We start from the raw sequence: 20,783 nt of genomic DNA on the forward strand, positions 1-20,783 counted from the left end.
CCGGGCTCGCGATGCTCACGCTGACGCGCGGAGCGGGGCCCTGCGCCGAGGCGCAACCGAATCAGGCTGTCCCTCGGACTCTAGTGGCTCAGACGTGCAGGGCCGCCAGCGGGTAGTGGCGGACCGGACGAAGATCACACCCCCGTCTCACGTACCGCCCGGTAGCCAGCGCCGTGCGGGACGCCGGCTGCCGTGCGCGCTCGCAGTTGGCACAGGTCGGTGCACGGGCCGCGGCGGACCACGAGCGCGCACGCTGGATCCCAGGCCCGTCAGGCGGCTGCGGTCCGGAGGGCGTCGCGGAGCCGGCGCCGGACCACCTCCGGCCGCGCGAGCTCGGACCAGACCAGTCGGACCACGACCCAGCCGGCGCGGCGTAGGGCGTCCTCGCGCCTCTTCTCCTCGAAGAGGGCTGCCCGGTCGGCGTACTTGACCTGCCCGTCGAACTCGACGAGAACCCGTGTGCCGCGGATGCGGAAGTCCGCGCGGTAGCGGCGCCCCTCGGCCGACACCTCGACCTGCGGGTCGAACTCGAGGCCGAGCGCATGCAGCAGGTATGCCGTCCGGCTCTCCCCCGGCGACTCGTGACGTCCGTCCGCCTGTGCGAGGGCGGCGCGGACGGGCCCGATGCCGCGACGACCCGACAGAGCGCTGACCGCGGCCGACAGCACCTCGCGGGTGACGAGGCCTCGCGCGAGCGCGGCGTCCGCGGGGACCAGTGCCGCCTCGGGTCCCGCGAGCAGACCGGCCTGGGCGATCGCGAGACCGAGCGGGACGGCATCGGGCGGTGCTGTCGCCGGTCCGGTCACCGACGAGCCAGGAGCCGTGAGCCCACGCACCGGACGGTGGATGACGAGTCCACCGCGGCGAGACGCGATGCCGCCGTCGGCCTCGGTCGCTGGGCGAATCGACGTCAGGTGGACGGTGAGGAGATCGGCGCGCCAGGTCGGCAGACCGCGCAGGAGCAGCAACGAGTGGTGGCTGACGGCGGCTCGGCCGGCGAACTCACGACCTAACGCGATCGTCGCGCGGGTGTGGCGGCGCTCCTGACCGAGCGGCTGCCGCGGGTCGTCGCGGACGGTATACCAGCCGCGGGTGACCCGCTCGCAGCGTCCGTCGCGCACCAGCCGTTCCAGGGCGTGCGAGTCGAGCCCGTGACGCGCGGCGTCTGCGGCGCGGAAGACGCCGTCGGCTCCGAGGAGGTGAAGATCCATCGCCCGACCATGACGGTCGGACGCGTGGGCAGGGAGGCATGCCCCCGCCCCTGTGGACGGCCGCGCAGCGACGCCGAGGGGTGTGGACGCAGCACCTGTGCGCGCTCACGGCGCGGCGGTGCCGGCATACGGGCGCTCACCGACTGCGAGCGCGCACGGTCACCGTGAGGTCAGGCGGGGTGGACGTGCTCGCGCACCCAGCCGACGATCTCCATCGTCGTGGCACCCGGCGTGAAGACCTTCGCGACGCCCAGGCGCTCCAGCTCGGGGATGTCGTCGTCGGGGATGATGCCGCCGCCGAAGACGACGATGTCGCTCGCGTCGCGCTCGGCCAGCAGCTCGACGACGCGCGCGAAGAGGGTCAGGTGCGCTCCGGAGAGCACGGAGAGACCGACGACGTCGGCGTCCTCCTGGATCGCGGCCTCGACGATCTGCTCGGGAGTCTGGTGCAGACCGGTGTAGATGACCTCCATGCCGGCGTCGCGCAACGCCCGGGCCACCACCTTCGCGCCACGGTCGTGACCGTCGAGCCCCGGCTTGGCCACGACGACGCGGATGACGTCGCCCGACCCGTCGTCGGACTGTGCGTCGGTCACGGAAACGGCCTCGGCGCCGGGGGTCTCGCTCATGCCGGGCACTCTAGCCAGCCTCGCGAGACGCGGCGCGCAATAGTGATGCAACGCCCACCCAACGGGGTACGGTCGGCTCGTGGCAGTGGCAGCACGCGCGGCAACGACGCCCCGCCAGACCAGCATCCCGAAGCAGTGCACGAGCGGCCCCAAGGGGTTCCTCGCGGCCGTCGGGGAGGTGGCCGGTGCCCTCCTGACGCCCACCGGACTCGCCGGCGCGGCGCTGGAGGCGACCTGGATGGGGCTGCACCTCGGGCTCTACCCGCTCGGCCTGCTGGGGTCGCGGGCCAGCGACCGGCGCCAGGGCTACCGGCTCGGTCACCTGCCCCCGAGCCAGCGCGGCCTCGCCATCCAGAACGTCGAGGCGGCCGAGACGCCGATCCTGCTCGTGCACGGCATGGTCGACAACCGCTCGATCTTCACCGTGCTGCGGCGCGGCCTCGTGCGGCGGGGCTTCGGTCGCATCGAGACCATCAACTACTCCGTCTTCACGGGCGACATCCGGGCAGCGGCGGCCGCGCTCGGGGCCGAGGTCGAGCGCATCGTCGAGGAGACCGGCTACGAGCGCATCCACGTCATCGGACACTCGATGGGCGGGCTCATCGCGCGCTACTACGTCACCCGCCTCGGTGGTGACGCGCACGTGCACACGCTCGTCACCCTCGGCACCCCCCACCAGGGCAGCTACCTCGCCTTCACCTGGAACAACGGGCTCACGCGGCAGCTGCGCCCAGGGAGCGCGCTCATGAAGGAGCTCGCCGGACCGGTCAAGGAGTGCCAGACGCGCTTCCTCGTCTACTGGTCCGACCTCGACCAGGTCGTCGTCCCGCAGCGCAACGCGGCCCTGCACCACGACGACCTCAACGTCCACAACGTCGGCCTGCACGGCGTCGGCCACATGAGCCTGCCCATCACGAGCAGCGTCGTGCACGGCATCTCGACCGCCCTCGCGCACCTCGACACGACGGGTGCCACGGTCACCCCCGGCGTGAGCTCCCTGCAGAGCCGGCGCAGTAGCACGGGCGCCGCTGCCGGTGGCAGTCATTCGTCACGTGTCGCCAAGCCCCGGTGATTCTTTTGCCGTTCGCGCCGCCGCCGGGCAAATTGGGGCAGATCGGTCTGTGCAAAACCTTTTGACACCGAGACAAATGCCCTAGTGTCGAGCCCAGTCGCGACCCTCCACCGCGGCGCGAGACGTCCCCTGTGACGCGGCTCGATTTCGCATAACGAAACGGTCACGTTAGTCTGGCGGCTCGCAATCTGTGATCGATAGGTAAGTTTTTCGTGCCCAAAACCAGTTACGTAGGCCGCCATCGTCCGGTCGCCAAGCCATCACGGGGTCGACAGTTCGTCGTCCCCGTCGCTCTGCTCAGCTCCACCGTCACCGCGGGCTTCATCATCCGCGACGCCGGCGCCAGCCAGCTCAGCCCCGAGGCCGCGGCCATGAAGAACGTCTCCAACTCGGTTGCGGGACTCGGACTGACCGCAGACCCCGATGCCCTCGCAGCGGCCACGGCCAACCGAGCCGGAGCTCGCTCGTCCCGCGACATGGCCCGCGACGCGAAGGACCTCATCGTCGACGCGACCGCCTCCGCCTCCAAGGCGGCGAGCAGCGCCCAGGCCGCGGCCGAGAAGACCGCCGCGGCAAAGGCTGCGGCTGCCAAGGCGAAGGCCGAGGCCGCCGCGAAGGCCAAGCGCGAGGCCGCCGAGCGCGCCCTCGCCCGCGCACACCGCTGGGTGTCCCCGCTCTCCGGCTACACGCTGACCTCCGGGTTCGGCTGGCGCTGGGGCAAGATGCACCCCGCCCAGGACCTCGCCTGCCCCGTCGGCACCCCCGTGCACGCTCTGTCGAGCGGAACGGTCATCTTCGCCGGCTGGTCCAACGAGGGCTACGGCAACTTCGTCAAGATCCGCTACTGGGACGGCACCGTGTCCTGGATGGCCCACAACAGCCGGCTGCTCGTCTCCGTCGGCGAAGAGGTGTCCCCCGGCCAGAAGGTCGCCTACAGCGGCAGCACCGGCAACTCGACCGGGCCGCACGTGCACCTCGAGATCCACCCCGACGACGGCGCCGCCGTCGCCCCCCGCACCTGGCTCGCCAACCACGGCGTCAACCTCTGACGCACGGCACCGAGCGCGACGAGGCCCGTCCCCTTCCCGGGGGGCGGGCCTCGTCGCATCTCGGCGGCGTCGAGCGCGTCGGGAAATGAGCACTCGACGACAACCACGGCTCGAGTGCTCAGTTTCCGACCGGTCCGAGCGCGCCGGGAAATGAGCACTCGACGGAGAGGTCGTCAGAGCTTGACGAGCGGGGCGTAACGCAGGAGCAGGCGCTTGGTGCCCGTGTCGGCGCCGAAGTCGACGTGCGCCATCGACTTGTCGCCGTCGCCCTCGACGCGCACGACCGTGCCGAGACCGAACGCGTCGTGACTGACGCGGTCGCCGGACTGCAGGGCGATGACCGGGCGCTTGCCCGCGCTGCGCACGCCCGGGCGTGCCGCGAGCGTGGCGACGGCCGGCTGCCCGGCGCCTCGCGCCCCGCTGAACGACGGCCCCAGCCGCTGCCAGTCGAGCAGGTCGCCGGGGATCTCGTCGAGGAAGCGCGACGGAGGGTTGTACTGCGGCGCGCCCCACGCCGAACGCACCGCGGCGCGAGAGAGGTAGAGCCGCTCGCGGGCGCGGGTGATGCCGACGTACGCGAGGCGGCGCTCCTCCTCGAGCTCCTTCGGGTCACCGAGCGCGCGCATGTGCGGGAACGTGCCGTCCTCCATGCCGGTGAGGAAGACCACCGGGAACTCGAGGCCCTTGGCCGTGTGAAGCGTCATGAGGGTGACGACGCCCTGTGCCTTGGCCTCGGGCTCGTCGGGGATCTCGTCGGCGTCGGCGACGAGCGAGACCTGCTCGAGGAACTCCTCGAGGTCGGTCGCGGGACCGACGTCCTCGGGCTCCTGGCTCGCGGGCACGACACCGGCCTCGATGTCGGACATCTCCTGGGCCTTGCGGTCGTCGAACTCCTGGGCGACCGCGACGAGCTCGGCGAGGTTCTCGACCCGCGTCTCGTCCTGTGGGTCGTGGCTCGCGCGCAGCTCGGCGAGGTAGCCGCTCTGCTCGAGCACCGCCTCGAGCAGGATGGCGATGCCGCCGCCGCCCTCACGGACGACGCGCAGCGCCTCGAGCATCTCGGTGAAGCCCTTGATCGCCGCCACCGACCGCGTCGCGATGCCGGGGGCGTCCTCGGCCCGGCCGAGCGCCGCGACGAACGGGATGCGCTCACGCTCCGCCAGGGCCGCCACGCACGCCTCGGCCCGATCGCCGATGCCGCGCTTGGGCACGTTGAGGATGCGGCGCAGGTTGACGGTGTCGGTCGGGTTGGAGATGACGCGGAGGTACGCGAGGGCGTCCTTGATCTCGCGCCGCTCGTAGAAGCGCGTGCCGCCGACCACCTTGTAGGGCAGGCCGACCCGCACGAGCACCTCCTCGATCGCACGGCTCTGCGCGTTCGTGCGGTAGAAGACCGCGACATCGCCCGGCTTCACGTCGCCCTCGGCAGCGAGGTCGTCGATCTGCTTCGCGACGAACGCCGCCTCGTCGTGCTCGTTGTCGGCGACGTAGCCGACGATCATCGCGCCGTCGCCGGAGTCGGTCCAGAGGTTCTTGGCCCGGCGCCCCTCGTTGCGGGCGATGACGGAGTTGGCGGCGCGCAGGATGCGCTGCGTCGAGCGGTAGTTCTGCTCGAGCAGGATCGTGCGGGCGTCGGGGTAGTCCTGCTCGAACTCGAGGATGTTGCGGATCGTCGCGCCGCGGAAGGCATAGATCGACTGGTCGGAGTCGCCGACGACGCACAGCTCGGCCGGCGGCACGGCATAGGCCCCCTCGGGCCCCTTGACCTCGCCGACGAGCTCCTTGATGAGCTGGTACTGCGCCTGGTTGGTGTCCTGGTACTCGTCGACGAGCACGTGGCGGAACCGGCGGCGGTAGTACTCGGCGACGTCGGGGAAGGCCTGCAGGATGTTGACGGTCATCATGATGATGTCGTCGAAGTCGAGGGCGTTGGCCTGACGCAGACGACGCTGGTACTGCGTGTAGGCGTCGGAGACGGTGCGCTCGTAGTGGTTGCCCTCGGTGACCTGGCTCGCGTAGGTCTCCTCGTCGATGAGCTCGTTCTTGAGGTTGCTGACCTGCGCCGAGAAGCCGCGCGGCGGGTAGCGCTTGGGGTCCAGGTCGAGGTCGCGCAGCACGAGGCTCATGAGCCGCTGGCTGTCGGCGGCGTCGTAGATGGAGAAGGTCGACTTCATGCCGACCTTGGCGGCCTCGCGGCGAAGGATGCGCACGCACGCCGAGTGGAACGTCATGACCCACATGGCGCGGGCGCGCGGCCCGACGAGCGCCTCGACGCGCTCGCGCATCTCGGCCGCGGCCTTGTTGGTGAAGGTGATCGCGAGGATCTGGCCCGGCTGGGCGTGCCGCTCGCCGAGCAGCCACGCGATGCGGTGGGTCAGCACGCGGGTCTTGCCCGAGCCGGCACCGGCGACGATGAGCAGCGGCGTGCCCTCGTGGACGACGGCCTCGCGCTGCTGCGGGTTGAGACCCTCGAGCAGCACCGCCGGGTCGAGCTCGCCCGGTGCCTCGGGCGCCACCTCGACGCCACCGCGCGCCGCTGCCTCGGCCCAGGTGGGCACGCCCTGCTCGGTGACGTCACCACCGCGCCGGGCCTGCGCGGAACCGCCGGTGGGCGCGCCCTGTCCGTGCTCGAATCCGGGGATGGGGAGGTCGTCGAAGAGCGTGCTCATGATGGTCCAAGCCTACGTCGGACCACCCACACCGCCCGACCACGGCACGATGGGTGCATGACGCCCGAGCCGACCCGCGAGACGACCGACCAGCCGATCCCGGAGCGCCCCGCCTTCCTCGTCCGCCCCGCGGACGTCCACGACGTGCCCGACCTGCTCCGCCTCGTGCGCGCGCTCGCGGAGTACGAGAAGGAACCCCGGGCGGCGACGGCGACCCCGGCCCAGTTCGAGGCCGCACTGTTCCCGGCGGTCGGCGACCCGACGGCATACGCCCTCGTCGCGCAGAACGACGACGGCATCGTCGGCATGGCGCTGTGGTTCCGCAGCTTCTCCACGTGGACCGGCGAGGCCGGCATCTGGCTCGAGGACCTCTTCGTGCAGCCCGACCAGCGCGGCAGCGGCATCGGGCAGGCGCTGCTCGGGACCCTCGCCGAGCTGTGCGTGGACAACGGCTGGACGCGTCTCGAGTGGGCGGTGCTCGACTGGAACACGCCGTCCATCGAGTTCTACCGCGCCCGCGGCGCCCGTCCCCTCGACGACTGGACGACGTTCCGGGTCGACGGCGAGGCGCTCGCCCAACTGGCGGGCGCGTAGGTGCCCCGCGCGCCCCGCCGGATGGGCTCCGCCGACGTCCTCTGGCTGACCATGGACCGCCCGAACAACCTCATGGTGGTCGTGTCGGTGGTGCTGCTCGGCTCGGTGCCCGACTGGGACCGCGTGCGCCGGCTGCTGCTCACGCGCCTCGTCGACCCCTACCCCGTCTTCAGCCAGCGGCCGAAGCGGTCCGGGCGCGTGCTGGGCCGCTACCGGTGGGAGGACGACCCCGACTTCGACCTCGAGCGGCACGTCCGCCGGGCCACCCTCTCGGGCCGCGGCACCCCCGCGCAGGCGGACACCGAGCTGCAGGCGTACATCGAGGAGCAGCTCTCCCGCCCGTTCGACCGGACCCGTCCCCTCTGGGAGGCGCACCTCGTGGACGGGCACGGGTCGGGCGCCGCGCTCGTCTTCCGCAGCCACCACGCGCTCGCTGACGGCATCGCTCTGACGCGGGTGCTGCTCGGGCTGACCGAGGACGACGGTGGTGTGCCGGGAGACCTCGAGGGTCCTGCCGCGGATACCGACCTCTCGACGTTGCCGCTCGGTGTGCCTGCCACAAGAGGGCCCGTCAGCTCCGCGCTGAGGCTGGCACGCGTGACCACCCGCGCAGCGTGGGCTCGGCTGCGCGGCAAGGGATCTCGCGCGGTCGTCAGGGACGCGGCGAGCCTCGCGCTCCGCACGGGGCAGGTCGTTTCCGACCTGCTGCTCACCACGAGCCCGCCGAGCGCGGTCGGCGGAGTGCCGGGTCGGGCCAAGCGCGTGGTCTGGACCCAGCCCGTCCCCCTTGCCGGCCTGAAGGGGGTGGGCCGGCTGGTGGGTGCGACGCTCAACGACGTGCTCGTCGGCGCGGTCGCCGGCGCCCTGCACGACTACCAGCACGAGCACGGCCAGCCGCCCGCCGACCTCGTGACGATGGTGCCCGTCAACGTCCGCCCCCTCGACGAGCCGCTGCCGGCCGAGCTCGGCAACCGCTTCGCTCTCGTGTTCCTCCGGCTGCCGAGCGGCGACGCGACCCCGCTCGGGCGCCTCGCGCTGGCGAAGTCGCGGATGGACTGGCTCAAGGCCTCGCCAGAGGCCGCGCTGACCTTCGCCCTCATCTCCGTCATCGGGCGCTTCCCGGCCACGATCCAGCGCCGGGTCGTCGACTTCTTCGCCGACAAGGCGATCGGTGTCACGACCAACGTCGCCGGCCCCCGCCGGGTCCGCCATCTCGCCGGCGTGCCGGTCACGGGCGTGCTCGGCTGGGTGCCCGGCTCCGGGCGTCACACGCTCGGTTTCTGCATCGTCACCTACGACGACGCCGTGCGCATCGGGATCATGGGCGACGAGTCGGTGGTGCCGGACCCCGAGGCCCTGCTGGCCGCCCTGGAGGACGGACTCTCCACGCTCGACCGCATCGGGACCGACTCCCGAACCGCCCCCAGGCGCCGGCGGCCACGGTCGTAGGGTGGCGAGCATGACCCAAGCGACCAGCGTCTTCGTCTCCGAGCCCGGCGACCGCAGCGTCCTGCAGGTGCGCACCCACGACGTCCCCGACCCCGGTCCCGGCGAGGTGCAGGTCGAGGTCGCCGCCGCAGGCGTCAACTTCATCGACGTCTACAAGCGGCAGGGCGTCTACCCGGTGCCGACCCCGTTCGTGCTCGGCGAGGAGGGGGCCGGCACCGTGACCGCCGTCGGCCCCGAGGTCGGCGATCTCGCCGTCGGCGACCGGGTCGCCTGGTGCCAGTCGCTCGGCAGCGAGTCGACGGTCGTCAACAAGCCCGCCCACCTGGTCGTCACGGTGCCCGAGGGCGTCGAGCTCGAGGTCGCCTGCGCGGCCATGCTCCAGGGCCTGACGGCCCACTACCTCGTCACGAGCACGTATGCCGTCAAGGAGGGCGACGTCGCCCTCGTGCACGCCGCGGCGGGCGGGGTCGGGCAGCTCCTCGTGCAGATGATCACGTCCCGTGGAGCCACCGTCGTCGCAACGGCCGGCTCTGAGGAGAAGCTCGAGATCGCAAGGTCGCTCGGCGCCCAGCACCTCATCGACTACTCGACGTTCGACTCACCGGACGCGCTGTCCGCCGCCGTCCGCGAGGCCGCCGGACGCGGTGTCGACGTCGCCTACGACGGCGTCGGCAAGGCGACGTTCGACGCCTCGCTGGCGTCACTGCGCCCGCGGGGCATGATGGTGCTCTTCGGTGGCGCGAGCGGACAGGTGCCGCCGTTCGACATCCAGCGGCTCAACGCGAGCGGGTCGCTGTTCCTCACCCGCCCCAAGCTGGGCGACTACGTGGCCGAGCGGTCCGAGTACGAGTGGCGCGCGGCCGAGGTGCTCGGTGCCGTGGCCGACGGCTCGCTGAAGGTCGACATCGGTGGTCGCTACCCGCTCGCCGAGGCTGCCGCTGCCTACGAGGCGCTCGAAGGCCGGCAGACGACCGGCAAGCTCGTCCTGGTGCCCGGGGCATGAGCCGCACGCTCTTCCGGCACGACCGCATCTGGACCGGGAGCCGCAAATCCCCTTGGACCGACGCGCTGCTCGTCGAGGACGGGCGCATCGTGGCGATCGGTGCCGACGCCCGTGACGCCGCGGGTGGCTCGACGACCGTCGACCTGCCCGGCGCGGTGGTGATGCCGGGACTGCACGACGCACACATCCACACGGAATGGCTCTCACGCGACCTGTCGTCCGTCGACCTGCGCGAGGCACGCTCGCTCGACGAGACCCTCGAGCTGATCCGGGCGCACACGGCCGGCCTGCCCGACGGCGAGTCGCTGCACAGCGGGCGGTGGAACCACAACCGGTGGACGACCCCGGTGCAGCCCGACCGTCACGCGCTCGACACCGTGACGGGCGGCCGGGTCGCGGCCCTTGCGAGCGTCGACGGTCACACGATCTGGACGAACTCCCTTGCGCTGCAACGCGCCGGCATCACCCGCGACACCCCCGACCCGGTCGGCGGCGAGATCGTACGGGACGCGTCGGGCGAGCCGACGGGCATCCTGCGCGAGAAGGCCCAGGAGCTGCTCGACGCGATCCCCCGCGAGGAGACGCCCCTGCGCCCGTGGCTCGAGCGCTGCCAGGAATGGCTGCTGTCGGTCGGCCTCACGAGCATCACCGACATCGACGGAGAGGACGCCCGGGCGGCCTACGCCGACCTCCACGCCGACGGTGCGCTGCGGCTGCGCGTCACCAAGTGCACGCGCGACCCCGACCTCGAGCTCGCGATCTCCGAGGGCCGGCGGTCCGGTCAGGGCGACGACGTCTTTCGCGTCGGGCCGGTCAAGTTCTTCAGCGACGGGGCCCTCGGCTCGCACACCGCGCACATGACCGAGCCCTTCATCGGGCACGAGGGATGCGGCATCGCGGCCATGCCCTACGAGGTGCTCCTGGAGCGCACGCTGCTCGCCGCCCGGTCGGGCCTCGACGTCATCACGCACGCCATCGGCGACGAGGCCAACCGGCTGGTGCTCGACTCCTTCGAGGCCGTCCGCGCCGAAGGGCTCGAGCGGCTGCTGCGCATCGAGCACGCCCAGCACGTGCTGCCGGTCGACATCCCGCGCTTCCGGGCCCTCGACGTCGTGGCGTCGATGCAGCCGAGCCACTGCACGGCCGACCTCGAGCTCGCCGACGAGATCATCGGCCCGCGCCGACTCGCGTCGTACGCCTGGCGCAGCTTCCTCGATGCCGGGGTGCGGCTGGCCTTCGGCTCCGACGCCCCTGTCGAGGACCCCAACCCGTTCTACGGGCTGCACGCCGCTGTCACTCGGCAGCGGGCCGACGGCCACCCGGCGGGAGGATGGCGCCCCGACGAGCGCATCACGCTGGCCGAGGCCGTCCACGCCCACACCGTCGTGGCGCACGAGTCGGTGGGGCGCTCCGACGTGGGTCGGCTCGTGCCGGGCCAGCTCGCCGACCTCATCGCCGTCGACCGCGACGTGTGGGCTCTCGAGGAGTCCGCTCCCGCCCGGATCCGCGACACCGAGGTGCTGCAGACCTGGGTCGGCGGCGCGCTCGCCCACGACCGCAGCTGAGACCTGCGCCCGGTCGAGGTATGCCGTCGCGCCGGGTCGCGACCACCCACCTCGACCCGCTGTGGAGCGGGTGCACCGCTCGAGGGCTGTCGCCGGCATCGCGATGCGTCCATCCTTGAGGCAGGAGGAGGGCGCATGCGCGAGATCGACGCCGACTTCGCCGCCTGGGCGCGGGCCCGGCAGCTGCGGCTGCTCCGCGCCGCCTGGCTCGTCGGCGGCGACGCGACTCGCGCCGAGCGGCAGGTCCTCTCCGTCCTGACCCGTCTCGCCGCGCACTGGCGCCACCTCCGCGAGCGCGAACCCGACGCGTACGTGCGGGTCCGCCTGCACCAGTCCGCGCTGACCGCGGCCGAGGGCGACGCCCACGCGGGGACCGTCCCGCGCGAGCTGCCCCTGCAGCTGCGTGCGCTCGCCCCGCGCCGGCGTGCGGTGCTCGTGCTGCGCTGGTATGCCGGACGGTCGGTCAGCGACACGGCCGAGCTCGTCGGCATCTCGTCCGAAACGGCGCGCCGCGACGAGCGCCTGGCGCGGGCAAGCCTGTCGTCGGCGGCAGCCCGCCCGTTGACCGACGAGGAGGTCACGGCCTCCCTCGAGGCGACCGTCGCTCGCATCCGCGAGGTCGACCTCGCGGAACGCGCCTGGCACGACGCCCTGCTGCACCGGTCGGCGACGCGGCGCCGGGCCTCTGCGGCCGTCGCCGCGGCCGGGCTCGTCGTGGGCGGCGCGGCCCTTGCGGGACGCGAACCCGTCGTGGCGAGCGCCGCGGCACCGTCTCCCGTCCCGGCACCGGCACCGGTGCCGGTGCCGGTCAGCCTCACGCAGGTGCCACTGCTCGCTGAGGCGTCGTGGCACACGACGCGCGACGGGTTGAGGTACGTCGTCGCACCCCCCGCGGGCACCGAGGCCGACCAGCCGGTGCTCTCCGTCGGCCTGCCCCCGGTCATCGACCCCGGTCGCAGGGCCCGGCCGGCGAGCGTGCAGTCCACGGACGGTCCGGGCGCCTTCGGTGACGCCGTCTACCTCGAGCGGCGCGGGCCGGGACGTTGGGTCCCCGTGCTCCTCTACGGCGACGGCGAGGTGCTCGCGCTCGACACGGTCGAGCTGACCGACCTCCGCACCGCCTCGGGCGCCTCCCGACCGCCCCTCGGCATCTGGGCCTTCTCCGGCGACAAGACGTCGCTCGCGTTCGCCCAACCGGGCAGAGTGGTCGTCTTCGACATGGAGACCCTCCGGGTCAGCACCGTCGCGATCCCGTCGCGCACCCTGGAGTGGGCAGCCTGGCGTGGCAACCACGTCCAGGCCGGCTCGGCGGACGGGCTGTGGTCCCCCGACCTGTCGTCCCGGTGGCCCGCGCCGGAGCCTCCGCGACGACCGGGCGCACGCGAGTTCCGGGTGGAGGCCGGACGCACGGTGCTCGACGAGCGGGCGCCTGACCCGGCCGCGCGCCCCGCCGCCGTCTCGTGGCCGCGGACGAGACCGGTGGGCGACACGGTGTCCAACGCGCGGCAGTTCGCCTCGGTCTTCCGGCTCGCCCCCGGCGAGGCCCGAGACCTCGAGGCGTCGGCACCGCGTCACGTCATCGTCGCCACCAACAGCCTGGGCCGCGACCGCATGCTCGTCTTCGGCGAGGAGCAGCCGCGATCAGCCGACTGCTGCTCGGTGCTCGGGTGGACCGTCCGCGGCGAGCTCGTCTACCTCTCGGCCTCACCGAGAGGGACGTGGGTCATGGCGTGGGACCTCGACACCGGCATCGTCCACCGGGTCTCGCAGTTCCTCACGTCGGGCACGGTCCCGCCCCTCATCGCCTTGGGCGCGCGCTTCACCGTGGGCTAGCAGGCGGGAACGCCACCTCGGGCGGGTCCGCCCGTCAGGCTCCGCCCGGCACGACCGACAGCAGCAGGGTGGCGAACCACGTGAGGCCACCCACGGCGAGCAGGAACCAACCGATGACTGCGACGTTTCCCGCGCCCTCGGCCCGCGACGACCGTGACCGCCGGCGGCCGACGACGACCAGGGCCAGGCCGATGACCAGCCATACCAGACCTATGAGCAGCCCCGCGAGCACGCCTGCGTTCCAGCGCATCTCAGCCACCCTCGCCGCGTCGGGGGCGCGTCACCAGAGGGCGGCGACGAGCACGTTGGCGACCGCTGCACCGCCGGCGACGTCGAGCAGCGGACCGGTGTCGCGGCCCTTGCGCGCCCGGGCGGCACCGATCTCGGCCGCCGCGACCACGCCGAGGGCGATGACGAGCTTGACTGCGATCTTCGTGTTGTTGACCTCGTGGCTGTCGTCCTTGATCGCCGACGCGATGCCGACGAGCACCAGACCGGTGACGATCTGGGCGCGGGCTCCCCACACGATCGGCGCCGTGACCGTGCGACCTGAGCGCACCGCGATCCAGCCACCGACGACGGCGGCCATGCCGAGCAGGTGCAGGGCGACGAGGAGGTTGTAGACGAAGTCCATGGCCGACATCCTACGGAGCGTCGTACTCGTCGGCCGCCCGGGTCCTGCGCAGGTCGGCGAGCGCAGCGAGACGGCGCCACGACGAGCTGAGCGGGTAGCCCTCCAGCTCGTCGACGGGCACCCAGCGGGCGTCGGACGTCGTGCCGCCGACGTCGTGGATGACGATGTCGGTGGGCTGGGGGCACGTCGCGGCGTAGACGATCCGGACGGCGTGGAAGTCCTCGAGACCTCCCCTGGGCGACCGCCCGACCCAGTGGTCGGACTGCACGGCGAGCAGGTCGCCGAGCTCGACCCGCTGGCCCGTCTCCTCCCACACCTCCCGGTGCACGCCGTCGACGGGCGGCTCTCCCTCGTCGAGGCCGCCGCCGGGCAGGCCCCAGCGCCCCGCGACGTGGGTCTGGGAGTTGAACTGGGTGAGCAGCACCCCTCGGGCGCTCGTCACGAGGGCGTAGGCGGCCACCCGCTGGTACGGCTCCCCCACCTCGTCGGCGCCCACGTCGGCGTCGCGCGGGGGTGCCGCAGAGCGCGGGCGTATGCCGTCGAGCGGGCTCACGCGGAAGGCGAGCTCGAGGGCCCCGTCCTCGCGAACGGCTGCCGACGCGGGGGCGCCGAGGGCCCAGCCGAGGGCTCCCAGGACGACTTCGGGGTGCTCGCCGTGACCGAGCCGCGCCTCGCCGAGCCTCGTGTCGTCGGCGTCGACCGCGACGACGCGGATGCCTCCCGGCTGGTTGGTCCTCATCGACGGACCAGGCCGACGGCCCGCTCGTACTCGGTCACCGCCAATGCGGCGACCTGCGACCATTCCTGCGTCGGAGGGTTCGCGAGGTTCCACGATCGCATCCGTGCGACCTCGTGGGGGTCCTTGGCCAGACGGGCGATCGCCGATGCCATCAGCGAGTCACTCGACACCACAAGACCGTTGACACCGTCAGTGACGAACTCACCTACGCCGGAGCCGGATCGGCCGATCACCGGCAGGCCCACCGTGCGTGCCTCCAGCGCCGCGATCCCGAACGACTCGAGACGGGCGGGCGACAGGTAGACGTCGGAGGCGGCGTACCTCTGGCGCAGCTCGTCGCGCGTGACCCGACCCGGCAGCGAGACCCAGTCGAGCCCGCGCCGGCGGACGAGCGCCTCGACCTTGCGACGGTCGGGCCCCTCCCCCAGGACGGTCAGCGAGACCGAGCCGGAGCCGGCGAGGCGCTCGGCCTCGGCGACGAGCCCGACCAGGGCAGCGGGTCGCTTGCGCGCCGCGAGCCGCATCGCGGTGACGAGGCGCAGGGGCCCCGGCTCGCGCGGCCCGGGGGCACCTGCCCATCGCGCGACGTCGATGCCGTTGGGCAGCACGCCGACCGAGCGGCCGGGCCCGACGAGCCGCCGCAGCGGCTGTGCTGCCACGTCGGACACGGCCGACATGGCGACGCCCCGCGCGGCCCAGCGGCGCACGAAGCGCGCCACCCGGAAGAGGGGCGCCACGCCGGCGAGCATGCAGTGCCACGTCATCGCCGTGGGCAGCCCGAGCCCGACGGTGACCCGGGTGCAGTCCCACGCGAAGGGCGAGACCACCCCGGTCTGCACGTGGGCCACGTCGAAGCCGCCGTCGACCAGACGGCGGCGGAGTTCCGGCGGCGCCCACGGGTTGACCGGGAGCTCCCACGGCAGTCGGGCTGCGAGCCGGTGAACGGGCACGCCGTCCACGACGGTCACGGCGCCGTGCATCTCGCCTCCCGCGCCACGCGTCGCCGTGAAGACCTCGACCTCGTGCCCGGCGGCCAGCAGGTGCCGGGCGAGGTCGTGCGTCTGCACCTCGATCCCGCCCAGCCGGGGCAGGTAGCAGTCGGACAGGAGGGCCACCTTCACGGGGAACACTGTGTCATGCGTCAGGATGGGTGACTGTGCCCCACACCCTGCTCGCCTTCCACGCGCACCCTGACGACGAGGCGCTGCTGACGTCGGGCACGATGGCGCGCGCCTCGGCCGAGGGTCACCGGGTCGTCGTCGTGGTGGCCACCGACGGCGAGCTCGGCCTCGCCGCCAGCGAGTTCACCGGCGACGGCGCCCTGGCGGCCACCCGCATGGACGAGCTCCGTGCGAGCGCGCGTGCGCTGGGCGTCGCCCGCGTCGAGCACCTCGGCTACGCCGACAGCGGTCTCGGGCCAGAGGTCGCGCCCGACCCGCCCGGCGCCACGCGCTTCGTGCGGGCCGACGTCGAGGAGGCGGCCGAGCGCCTCGCCGCGATCCTGCGCGAGGAGCAGGTCGACGTGCTGCTCAGCTATGAGCCCAACGGCGGCTACGGCCATCCGGACCACCAGCAGGTGCACGTCGTCGGAGCCCGGGCCGCCGAGCTCGCGGGCACTCCGCGGGTGCTCGAGGCGACCGTGCCCCGCGACACGATCTGTCGGGCCATCGACCTCGCAGCCAAGGTCTACCGTTTCCCGCCCGAGTTCGACCGGGCGAGCTTCGACCGGGCGTTCTCGGCACGCAGCGAGATCACCCACCGCATCGGGGTGCGGCGCCACATCGCCGCCAAGCGGGCCTCGATGCGGGCGCACACGTCGCAGGCCAGCGCCGACGGAGGCGCCGACCGCACCCTGGCCGCCTTCCTGCGCATCCCGCGCCCGCTCTACGACGTGGTCTTCGGCCGCGAGTGGTTCGTCGACCGGTCGCTGCCGCCGGGGTCGGCGATCCGCCGCGACGTCTTCGCCGACCTCCCCTGACGTCGGGAACTGAGCACTCGACGCCCCCTTCGGGTCGAGTGCTCGGTTCCTCACGTCGGGAACTGACCACACCAGGGGTCTGTTGGCGCTTCGGGGGCGGGGCCGGGGGCGTATGCCGGGAGGCGGGGGCTGTGACGCCCGTCCCGAACAGCGTCCGCGCGGTCGCGAACGGCGGACGATGGACGTGTGACCTGGTGGCGTGGCCGCGCACCTGCGGTCTTCTTCGTCGCGTCGGCCGTCCTGCTGGCGGGCGGCGGGATCGTCGCCGTCACGAGTCCCGCCGAGGTGTCGCGTGCGCTGTGGGTCGCCGCGACCGTGCTCGGGCTCGGGCTCTCGCTGCTGTGGACCGTCCGGTCCGTCGCCGAGCGTCGCGCCACGGTCGACGTCATCGCCGTGCTCGCCCTGGCGGGGGCGCTCTGGGTCGGTGAGGAGTTCGCCGGCGCCATGGTGACGCTGATGCTCGCGAGCGGTCGCCTGCTCGAGGCCCGTGCCGCAGCACGCGCCGACCGGGAGCTGCGCCTGCTCGTCGAGCGCACTCCCCGCACCGCCCGACGACGCACCGGGGACCAGGTCGAGGACATCCCCGTCGAGGGCGTCTCCCCCGGTGACGTGGTCGTCGTCGGCACCGGCGAGGTCGTCCCCGTCGACGGCCGGCTGCTCGCCACGGGCACCTTCGACGAGTCGGCGCTCACCGGCGAGCCGATGCCGGTGGAACGCCCGAACGGCGAGGACGTGCGCAGCGGGGTGGTCAACGCGGGCCCACCGGTCGACGTCGTCGCCACCTCGTCGGCGTCCGAGTCGACGTACGCCAACGTCGTCCGGCTCGTCGAGCAGGCCCAGGCGACGTCGGCGCCGTTCGTCCGGACGGCCGACCGCTTCGCCGTGCTCTTCGTGCCGCTGACCCTGTTGCTCGCCGGGCTCGCCTGGGCGGTCGCCGGCTCCGCTGTGCGTGCCGTCGCCGTGCTCGTCGTTGCCACCCCGTGCCCGCTGCTGCTGGCCGCGCCGGTGGCGATCATGTCCGGCCTGTCGCGGGCCTCGCGCATCGGAGTCGTGGTCAAGGGAGGGGCCGCCCTCGAGGCGCTCGCGGCCGGCGAGGTCGTGCTCTTCGACAAGACGGGGACGCTCACCCGCGGTCGCCCGGAGCTTGCCTCGGTGGTGACCGCCCCCGACGCGCCACCGGCTCTCGACGTCCTGCGCCTCGCGGCCTCCCTCGACCAGGTCTCGCCCCACCCGCTGGCCAGCGCACTCGTCGGGGCGGCCCGGGGCCGCGGGCTCGACCTCGCGCTCCCGGCGGACGTCCACGAGGTGCACGGCTACGGCCTCGAGGGTCTCGTCGGTGACGTCATGGTGCGGCTCGGCAAGGCTGGCTGGATCGTGGGTGACGACGACCCCGCCTGGCTGCGGCAGGTGCGGCGTCGGGCCGCCCTCGACGGGTGCCTCACGGTCTTCGTGGCCGTCGATGGTCGACCGGCAGGCGCCTTCCTCCTCGAGGACCCGGTCCGCCCGGACGCCCCGCGGATGCTCGCGGCCCTGCGCGAGGTCGGGATCAAGCGCACCGTCCTGCTCACCGGTGACCGGGCCGACATCGCCGAGACCGTGGGACGCATCGTCGGCGTCGACGCCGTCCTGGCCGACCGCGACCCGCGCGACAAGCTGGCCGCGATCCGGGACGAGTCGGCCGCCGCGCGCACCATCATGGTCGGCGACGGCGTCAACGACGCCCCGGCACTCGCGGCAGCGGGGGTGGGGGTCGCGCTCGCGGCTCGTGGTGCGACTGCCTCGTCCGAGGCCGCGGACGTCGTCCTCACCGTGGACCGGGTCGACGCCATCGCCGACGCCATCCTCATCGCGCGCCGGTCGCGCCGGATCGCGCTCGAGGCCGTGCTCGTCGGCATGGGCCTGTCCCTCGTCGCCATGGTCGCGGCGGCGGCGGGCCTGCTGCCACCCGCTGCAGGCGCAGTCCTCCAGGAGGCCATCGACGTCCTCGCCATCGGCATCGCCCTGCGCGCACTGCTGCCGACGCGGTTGCACTCCGTCCCGATGTCGGCCGACGACATCGCCACCGCACGGCGCCTGCGCGAGGGGCACGAGGTGGCGATCGCGGCCGTCGAGCAGATCCGAGCCGTCGCCGACGGGCTGCGCACGCGCGACTGCCGGCTCGAACCGGTTCACGCGCTCCTCGACCAGCTCGAGCGCGAGCTCGTCCCGCACGAGCGCGCCGACGAGGAGGAGCTCATGCCCCTCGTCGCCCGAGCGCTCGGCGGTTCGGCCACGGCGACGATGCGCCGCACCCACGCCGAGATCGAGCACCAGGTCTCGCGGCTGCGGCGCCTGCTCACCGGCATCGTCCCGGGCCAGGTCACCCCCGAGGACGTCACCGAGCTGCGCCGGCTGCTCTACGGGCTCTACGCCGTGTGCCGCCTCCACAACAGCCAGGAGGAGGAGGGCGCCTTCGCTCTCGTCCCCTCCGGGCCCGCCCCGGCGCGACGGCCAGGTCGCCATCGTGCGCCGGGCTGAGACGCGGACTGCGTATGCCGGGTGGCCGCCGGGGCGCCGGCGACGCGGCGGCGACGACGAGCGGCGACGGGGCGGAGGGCATACGCACGTCTGCGCGACCGCCATACTGAGCCTGCCGTACGGCGCGGCAGGAGACCGGCAACGGAGGCTGGCATGACGACCGCGGGACTCGAGCACACCTGGGTGGCCCACTACGCCGAGGGGGTGCCGGCCGGGATCGACGCTCCCACGGACTCACTTGTCGACCTGCTGACCGCGGCCGTTGCCGCGTACGGGCCGCGTCCGGCTCTCGAGTTCTTCGGCGTCGAGCTCACCTACACGGAGCTGGGACGGCGCGTCGACCTGGCGGCCGAGGGGCTGCGCCGGCTCGGTGTGCTGCAGGGCGACCGCGTCGCGCTCGTGCTGCCGAACTGTCCCGAGCACATCGTCGCGTTCTACGCGGTGCTCCGGCTCGGGGCGGTCGTCGTGGAGCACAACCCGCTCTACACACCGACGGAGATGGCCCACCAGTTCGCGGACCACGGGGCGACCGTCGCTGTCGTGTGGGACAAGGTCGCCGGTGCCGTCGCCGACCTCCCGGGGGTCGAGCACGTCGTCGCCGTCGACATCACGGCCTCGATGCCGTGGACCAAGCGGATGGCGCTGCGGCTGCCGGTTCGTCGGGCTCGGGAGCTGCGGGCCCAGCTCACGGGGCCGTCGACCGGCACGCGGCCGTGGTCCGACCTGCTGCGGCACGGCCCGCTCGCGCCGTCCGTGCGTCGACCGGGCGTGGACGACCTCGCGGCGATCCAGTACACGAGCGGCACGACCGGCGTGCCCAAGGGCGCCATGCTCAGCCACCGCAACCTCGTGGCCAACGCCGCACAGGGCCGCGCCTGGGTGCCGGGCCTGCGACCGGGACAGGAGGTCGTGTACGCCGTGCTGCCGATGTTCCACGCGTACGGCCTGACCCTCTGCCTCACCTTCGCGATGAGTGTGGGCGCACGGCTCGTCCTCTTCCCGAAGTTCGACGTCGACCTCGTGCTCGCCGCGGCCCAGAAGCATCCGCCGACCTTCCTGCCGGCAGTGCCGCCCATCTACCAGCGGCTCGCCACGGCGGCTCGCGAGCGCGGGATCGACCTGACCGCAGCGAGATTCGCGATCTCAGGCGCCATGGCGCTGCCCCGCGAGACCTTGGAGCTGTGGGAGGAGGTGACCGGCGGCCTCCTCGTCGAGGGCTACGGGCTCACCGAGACCTCGCCCGTCGCGATCGGCAACCCCATCGGCCGTGAGCGGCGACCGGGAGCGGTGGGCGTGCCCTTCCCGAGCACCGACATCCGCGTCGTCGATCCGGACGACCCGACCCACGACCGTCCCGTCGGCGAGCGTGGCGAGCTGCTCATCCGTGGGCCGCAGGTCTTCGGCGGGTACTGGGGCAAGCCCGAGGAGACGGCAAAGGCGCTGCTCGCCGACGGCTGGTTCCGCACCGGCGACATCGTCGTCGTCGATGAGGACGGCTTCGTCTCGGTGGTGGACCGCATCAAGGAGCTCATCATCACGGGCGGCTTCAACGTGATGCCGTCGGAGGTCGAGGCCGTCGTGCGCAGCATCCCCGGCGTCACCGATGCCGCCGTCGTCGGCCTGCCCAAGACGGACGGCAGCGAAGAGGTCGTGGCGGTCGTGACCGTCGAGCCGGGGGTGGAGCTCGAGGTCGACGACGTGCGCGCGCTGTGTCGGTCCCGGCTCGCCGCGTACAAGGTGCCCCGCCGGGTCGTGGTCGTCGACGAGCTGCCGCGCTCCCAGATCGGGAAGGTCCTGCGCAAGCAGGTGCGAGACGGCCTCATCGAGGGCTGAAGGGCGGC

17 protein-coding genes are annotated in these 20,783 nt (G+C 73.1%); 10 read left to right on the forward strand and 7 right to left on the reverse strand.

Annotated elements, in window-relative coordinates:
• Window positions 1-269: 269 nt before the first annotated feature.
• Both ACXR8F_RS19450 and ACXR8F_RS19455 read right to left on the reverse strand, forming a co-directional pair.
• A complete protein-coding gene (locus tag ACXR8F_RS19450; RefSeq protein ID WP_458803024.1) occupies window positions 270-1,211 on the reverse strand; it encodes a type IV toxin-antitoxin system AbiEi family antitoxin domain-containing protein in 942 nt (313 codons plus the stop codon).
• Window positions 1,212-1,381: 170 nt separating this feature from the next.
• Complete coding sequence (locus ACXR8F_RS19455) at window positions 1,382-1,840, reverse strand: cobalamin B12-binding domain-containing protein (protein WP_082080683.1); 459 nt, start codon at window positions 1,838-1,840, stop codon at window positions 1,382-1,384.
• A gap of 79 nt (window positions 1,841-1,919) precedes the next feature.
• On the opposite strand from ACXR8F_RS19455, the gene ACXR8F_RS19460 reads away from it, so the two are divergent.
• Both ACXR8F_RS19460 and ACXR8F_RS19465 read left to right on the forward strand, forming a co-directional pair.
• Window positions 1,920-2,912: an esterase/lipase family protein gene (locus tag ACXR8F_RS19460; protein WP_458803025.1), complete on the forward strand. Its 993-nt coding sequence runs from the start codon at window positions 1,920-1,922 to the stop codon at window positions 2,910-2,912.
• Between the two features lie 212 nt (window positions 2,913-3,124).
• Entirely contained in the window at window positions 3,125-3,961 is an 837-nt protein-coding gene (locus ACXR8F_RS19465; protein ID WP_458803027.1) for a M23 family metallopeptidase, read from the forward strand.
• A gap of 173 nt (window positions 3,962-4,134) precedes the next feature.
• Here the strand turns inward: ACXR8F_RS19465 and pcrA are convergent, their stop codons facing one another.
• Window positions 4,135-6,630 carry a DNA helicase PcrA gene (gene pcrA / locus ACXR8F_RS19470; RefSeq protein ID WP_458803029.1) on the reverse strand — a complete coding sequence of 832 codons (2,496 nt, stop codon included), beginning with the start codon at window positions 6,628-6,630 and terminating at the stop codon, window positions 4,135-4,137.
• Between the two features lie 57 nt (window positions 6,631-6,687).
• Between pcrA and ACXR8F_RS19475 the strand changes: the two genes are divergently transcribed.
• The 5 genes from ACXR8F_RS19475 to ACXR8F_RS19495 all read left to right on the forward strand — a co-directional run bounded on the left by ACXR8F_RS19475 (window position 6,688) and on the right by ACXR8F_RS19495 (window position 13,074).
• Window positions 6,688-7,224 carry an N-acetyltransferase family protein gene (locus ACXR8F_RS19475; protein ID WP_458803030.1) on the forward strand — a complete coding sequence of 179 codons (537 nt, stop codon included), beginning with the start codon at window positions 6,688-6,690 and terminating at the stop codon, window positions 7,222-7,224.
• Window positions 7,225-8,673: a wax ester/triacylglycerol synthase family O-acyltransferase gene (locus ACXR8F_RS19480; RefSeq protein WP_458803032.1), complete on the forward strand. Its 1,449-nt coding sequence runs from the start codon at window positions 7,225-7,227 to the stop codon at window positions 8,671-8,673.
• Window positions 8,674-8,683: 10 nt separating this feature from the next.
• Window positions 8,684-9,676, forward strand: coding sequence for a quinone oxidoreductase family protein (locus ACXR8F_RS19485; RefSeq protein ID WP_458803034.1), 993 nt, complete (start codon window positions 8,684-8,686; stop codon window positions 9,674-9,676).
• Window positions 9,673-11,241, forward strand: a complete 1,569-nt coding sequence (locus ACXR8F_RS19490; RefSeq protein WP_458803036.1) for an amidohydrolase — start codon at window positions 9,673-9,675, stop codon at window positions 11,239-11,241. Before ACXR8F_RS19485 ends, ACXR8F_RS19490 begins: the two co-directional genes overlap by 4 nt.
• A gap of 135 nt (window positions 11,242-11,376) precedes the next feature.
• On the forward strand, window positions 11,377-13,074 hold the full coding sequence (locus ACXR8F_RS19495; RefSeq protein ID WP_458803037.1) for a sigma factor-like helix-turn-helix DNA-binding protein: 1,698 nt from the start codon (window positions 11,377-11,379) through the stop codon (window positions 13,072-13,074).
• Between the two features lie 34 nt (window positions 13,075-13,108).
• Here ACXR8F_RS19495 and ACXR8F_RS19500 read toward each other — a convergent pair whose 3' ends face one another.
• Genes ACXR8F_RS19500 through ACXR8F_RS19515 form a run of 4 tightly spaced genes read right to left on the reverse strand, consistent with a single transcriptional unit; the run spans window position 13,109 to window position 15,568 of the window.
• A complete protein-coding gene (locus ACXR8F_RS19500) occupies window positions 13,109-13,324 on the reverse strand; it encodes a hypothetical protein (RefSeq protein WP_045187538.1) in 216 nt (71 codons plus the stop codon).
• Between the two features lie 30 nt (window positions 13,325-13,354).
• A complete protein-coding gene (locus tag ACXR8F_RS19505) occupies window positions 13,355-13,708 on the reverse strand; it encodes a hypothetical protein (protein WP_045187783.1) in 354 nt (117 codons plus the stop codon).
• 10 nt (window positions 13,709-13,718) lie between these two features.
• Entirely contained in the window at window positions 13,719-14,447 is a 729-nt protein-coding gene (locus ACXR8F_RS19510) for an NUDIX hydrolase (protein WP_045187539.1), read from the reverse strand.
• Entirely contained in the window at window positions 14,444-15,568 is a 1,125-nt protein-coding gene (locus tag ACXR8F_RS19515; protein WP_458803040.1) for a glycosyltransferase, read from the reverse strand. The genes ACXR8F_RS19510 and ACXR8F_RS19515 overlap by 4 nt, the downstream gene beginning before the upstream one ends.
• 35 nt (window positions 15,569-15,603) lie before the next feature.
• On the opposite strand from ACXR8F_RS19515, the gene ACXR8F_RS19520 reads away from it, so the two are divergent.
• The 3 genes from ACXR8F_RS19520 to ACXR8F_RS19530 all read left to right on the forward strand — a co-directional run bounded on the left by ACXR8F_RS19520 (window position 15,604) and on the right by ACXR8F_RS19530 (window position 20,775).
• Window positions 15,604-16,425: a PIG-L deacetylase family protein gene (locus ACXR8F_RS19520; RefSeq protein ID WP_458803089.1), complete on the forward strand. Its 822-nt coding sequence runs from the start codon at window positions 15,604-15,606 to the stop codon at window positions 16,423-16,425.
• Window positions 16,426-16,611: 186 nt separating this feature from the next.
• Window positions 16,612-18,942 (forward strand): heavy metal translocating P-type ATPase, encoded by a 2,331-nt coding sequence (locus ACXR8F_RS19525; protein ID WP_458803042.1) that lies wholly within the window; start codon window positions 16,612-16,614, stop codon window positions 18,940-18,942.
• Between the two features lie 153 nt (window positions 18,943-19,095).
• Entirely contained in the window at window positions 19,096-20,775 is a 1,680-nt protein-coding gene (locus ACXR8F_RS19530) for a long-chain-fatty-acid--CoA ligase (protein ID WP_458803044.1), read from the forward strand.
• Window positions 20,776-20,783 lie beyond the last annotated feature (8 nt).

The sequence above is a fragment of the Terrabacter sp. AAH1 genome, assembly GCF_054456855.1.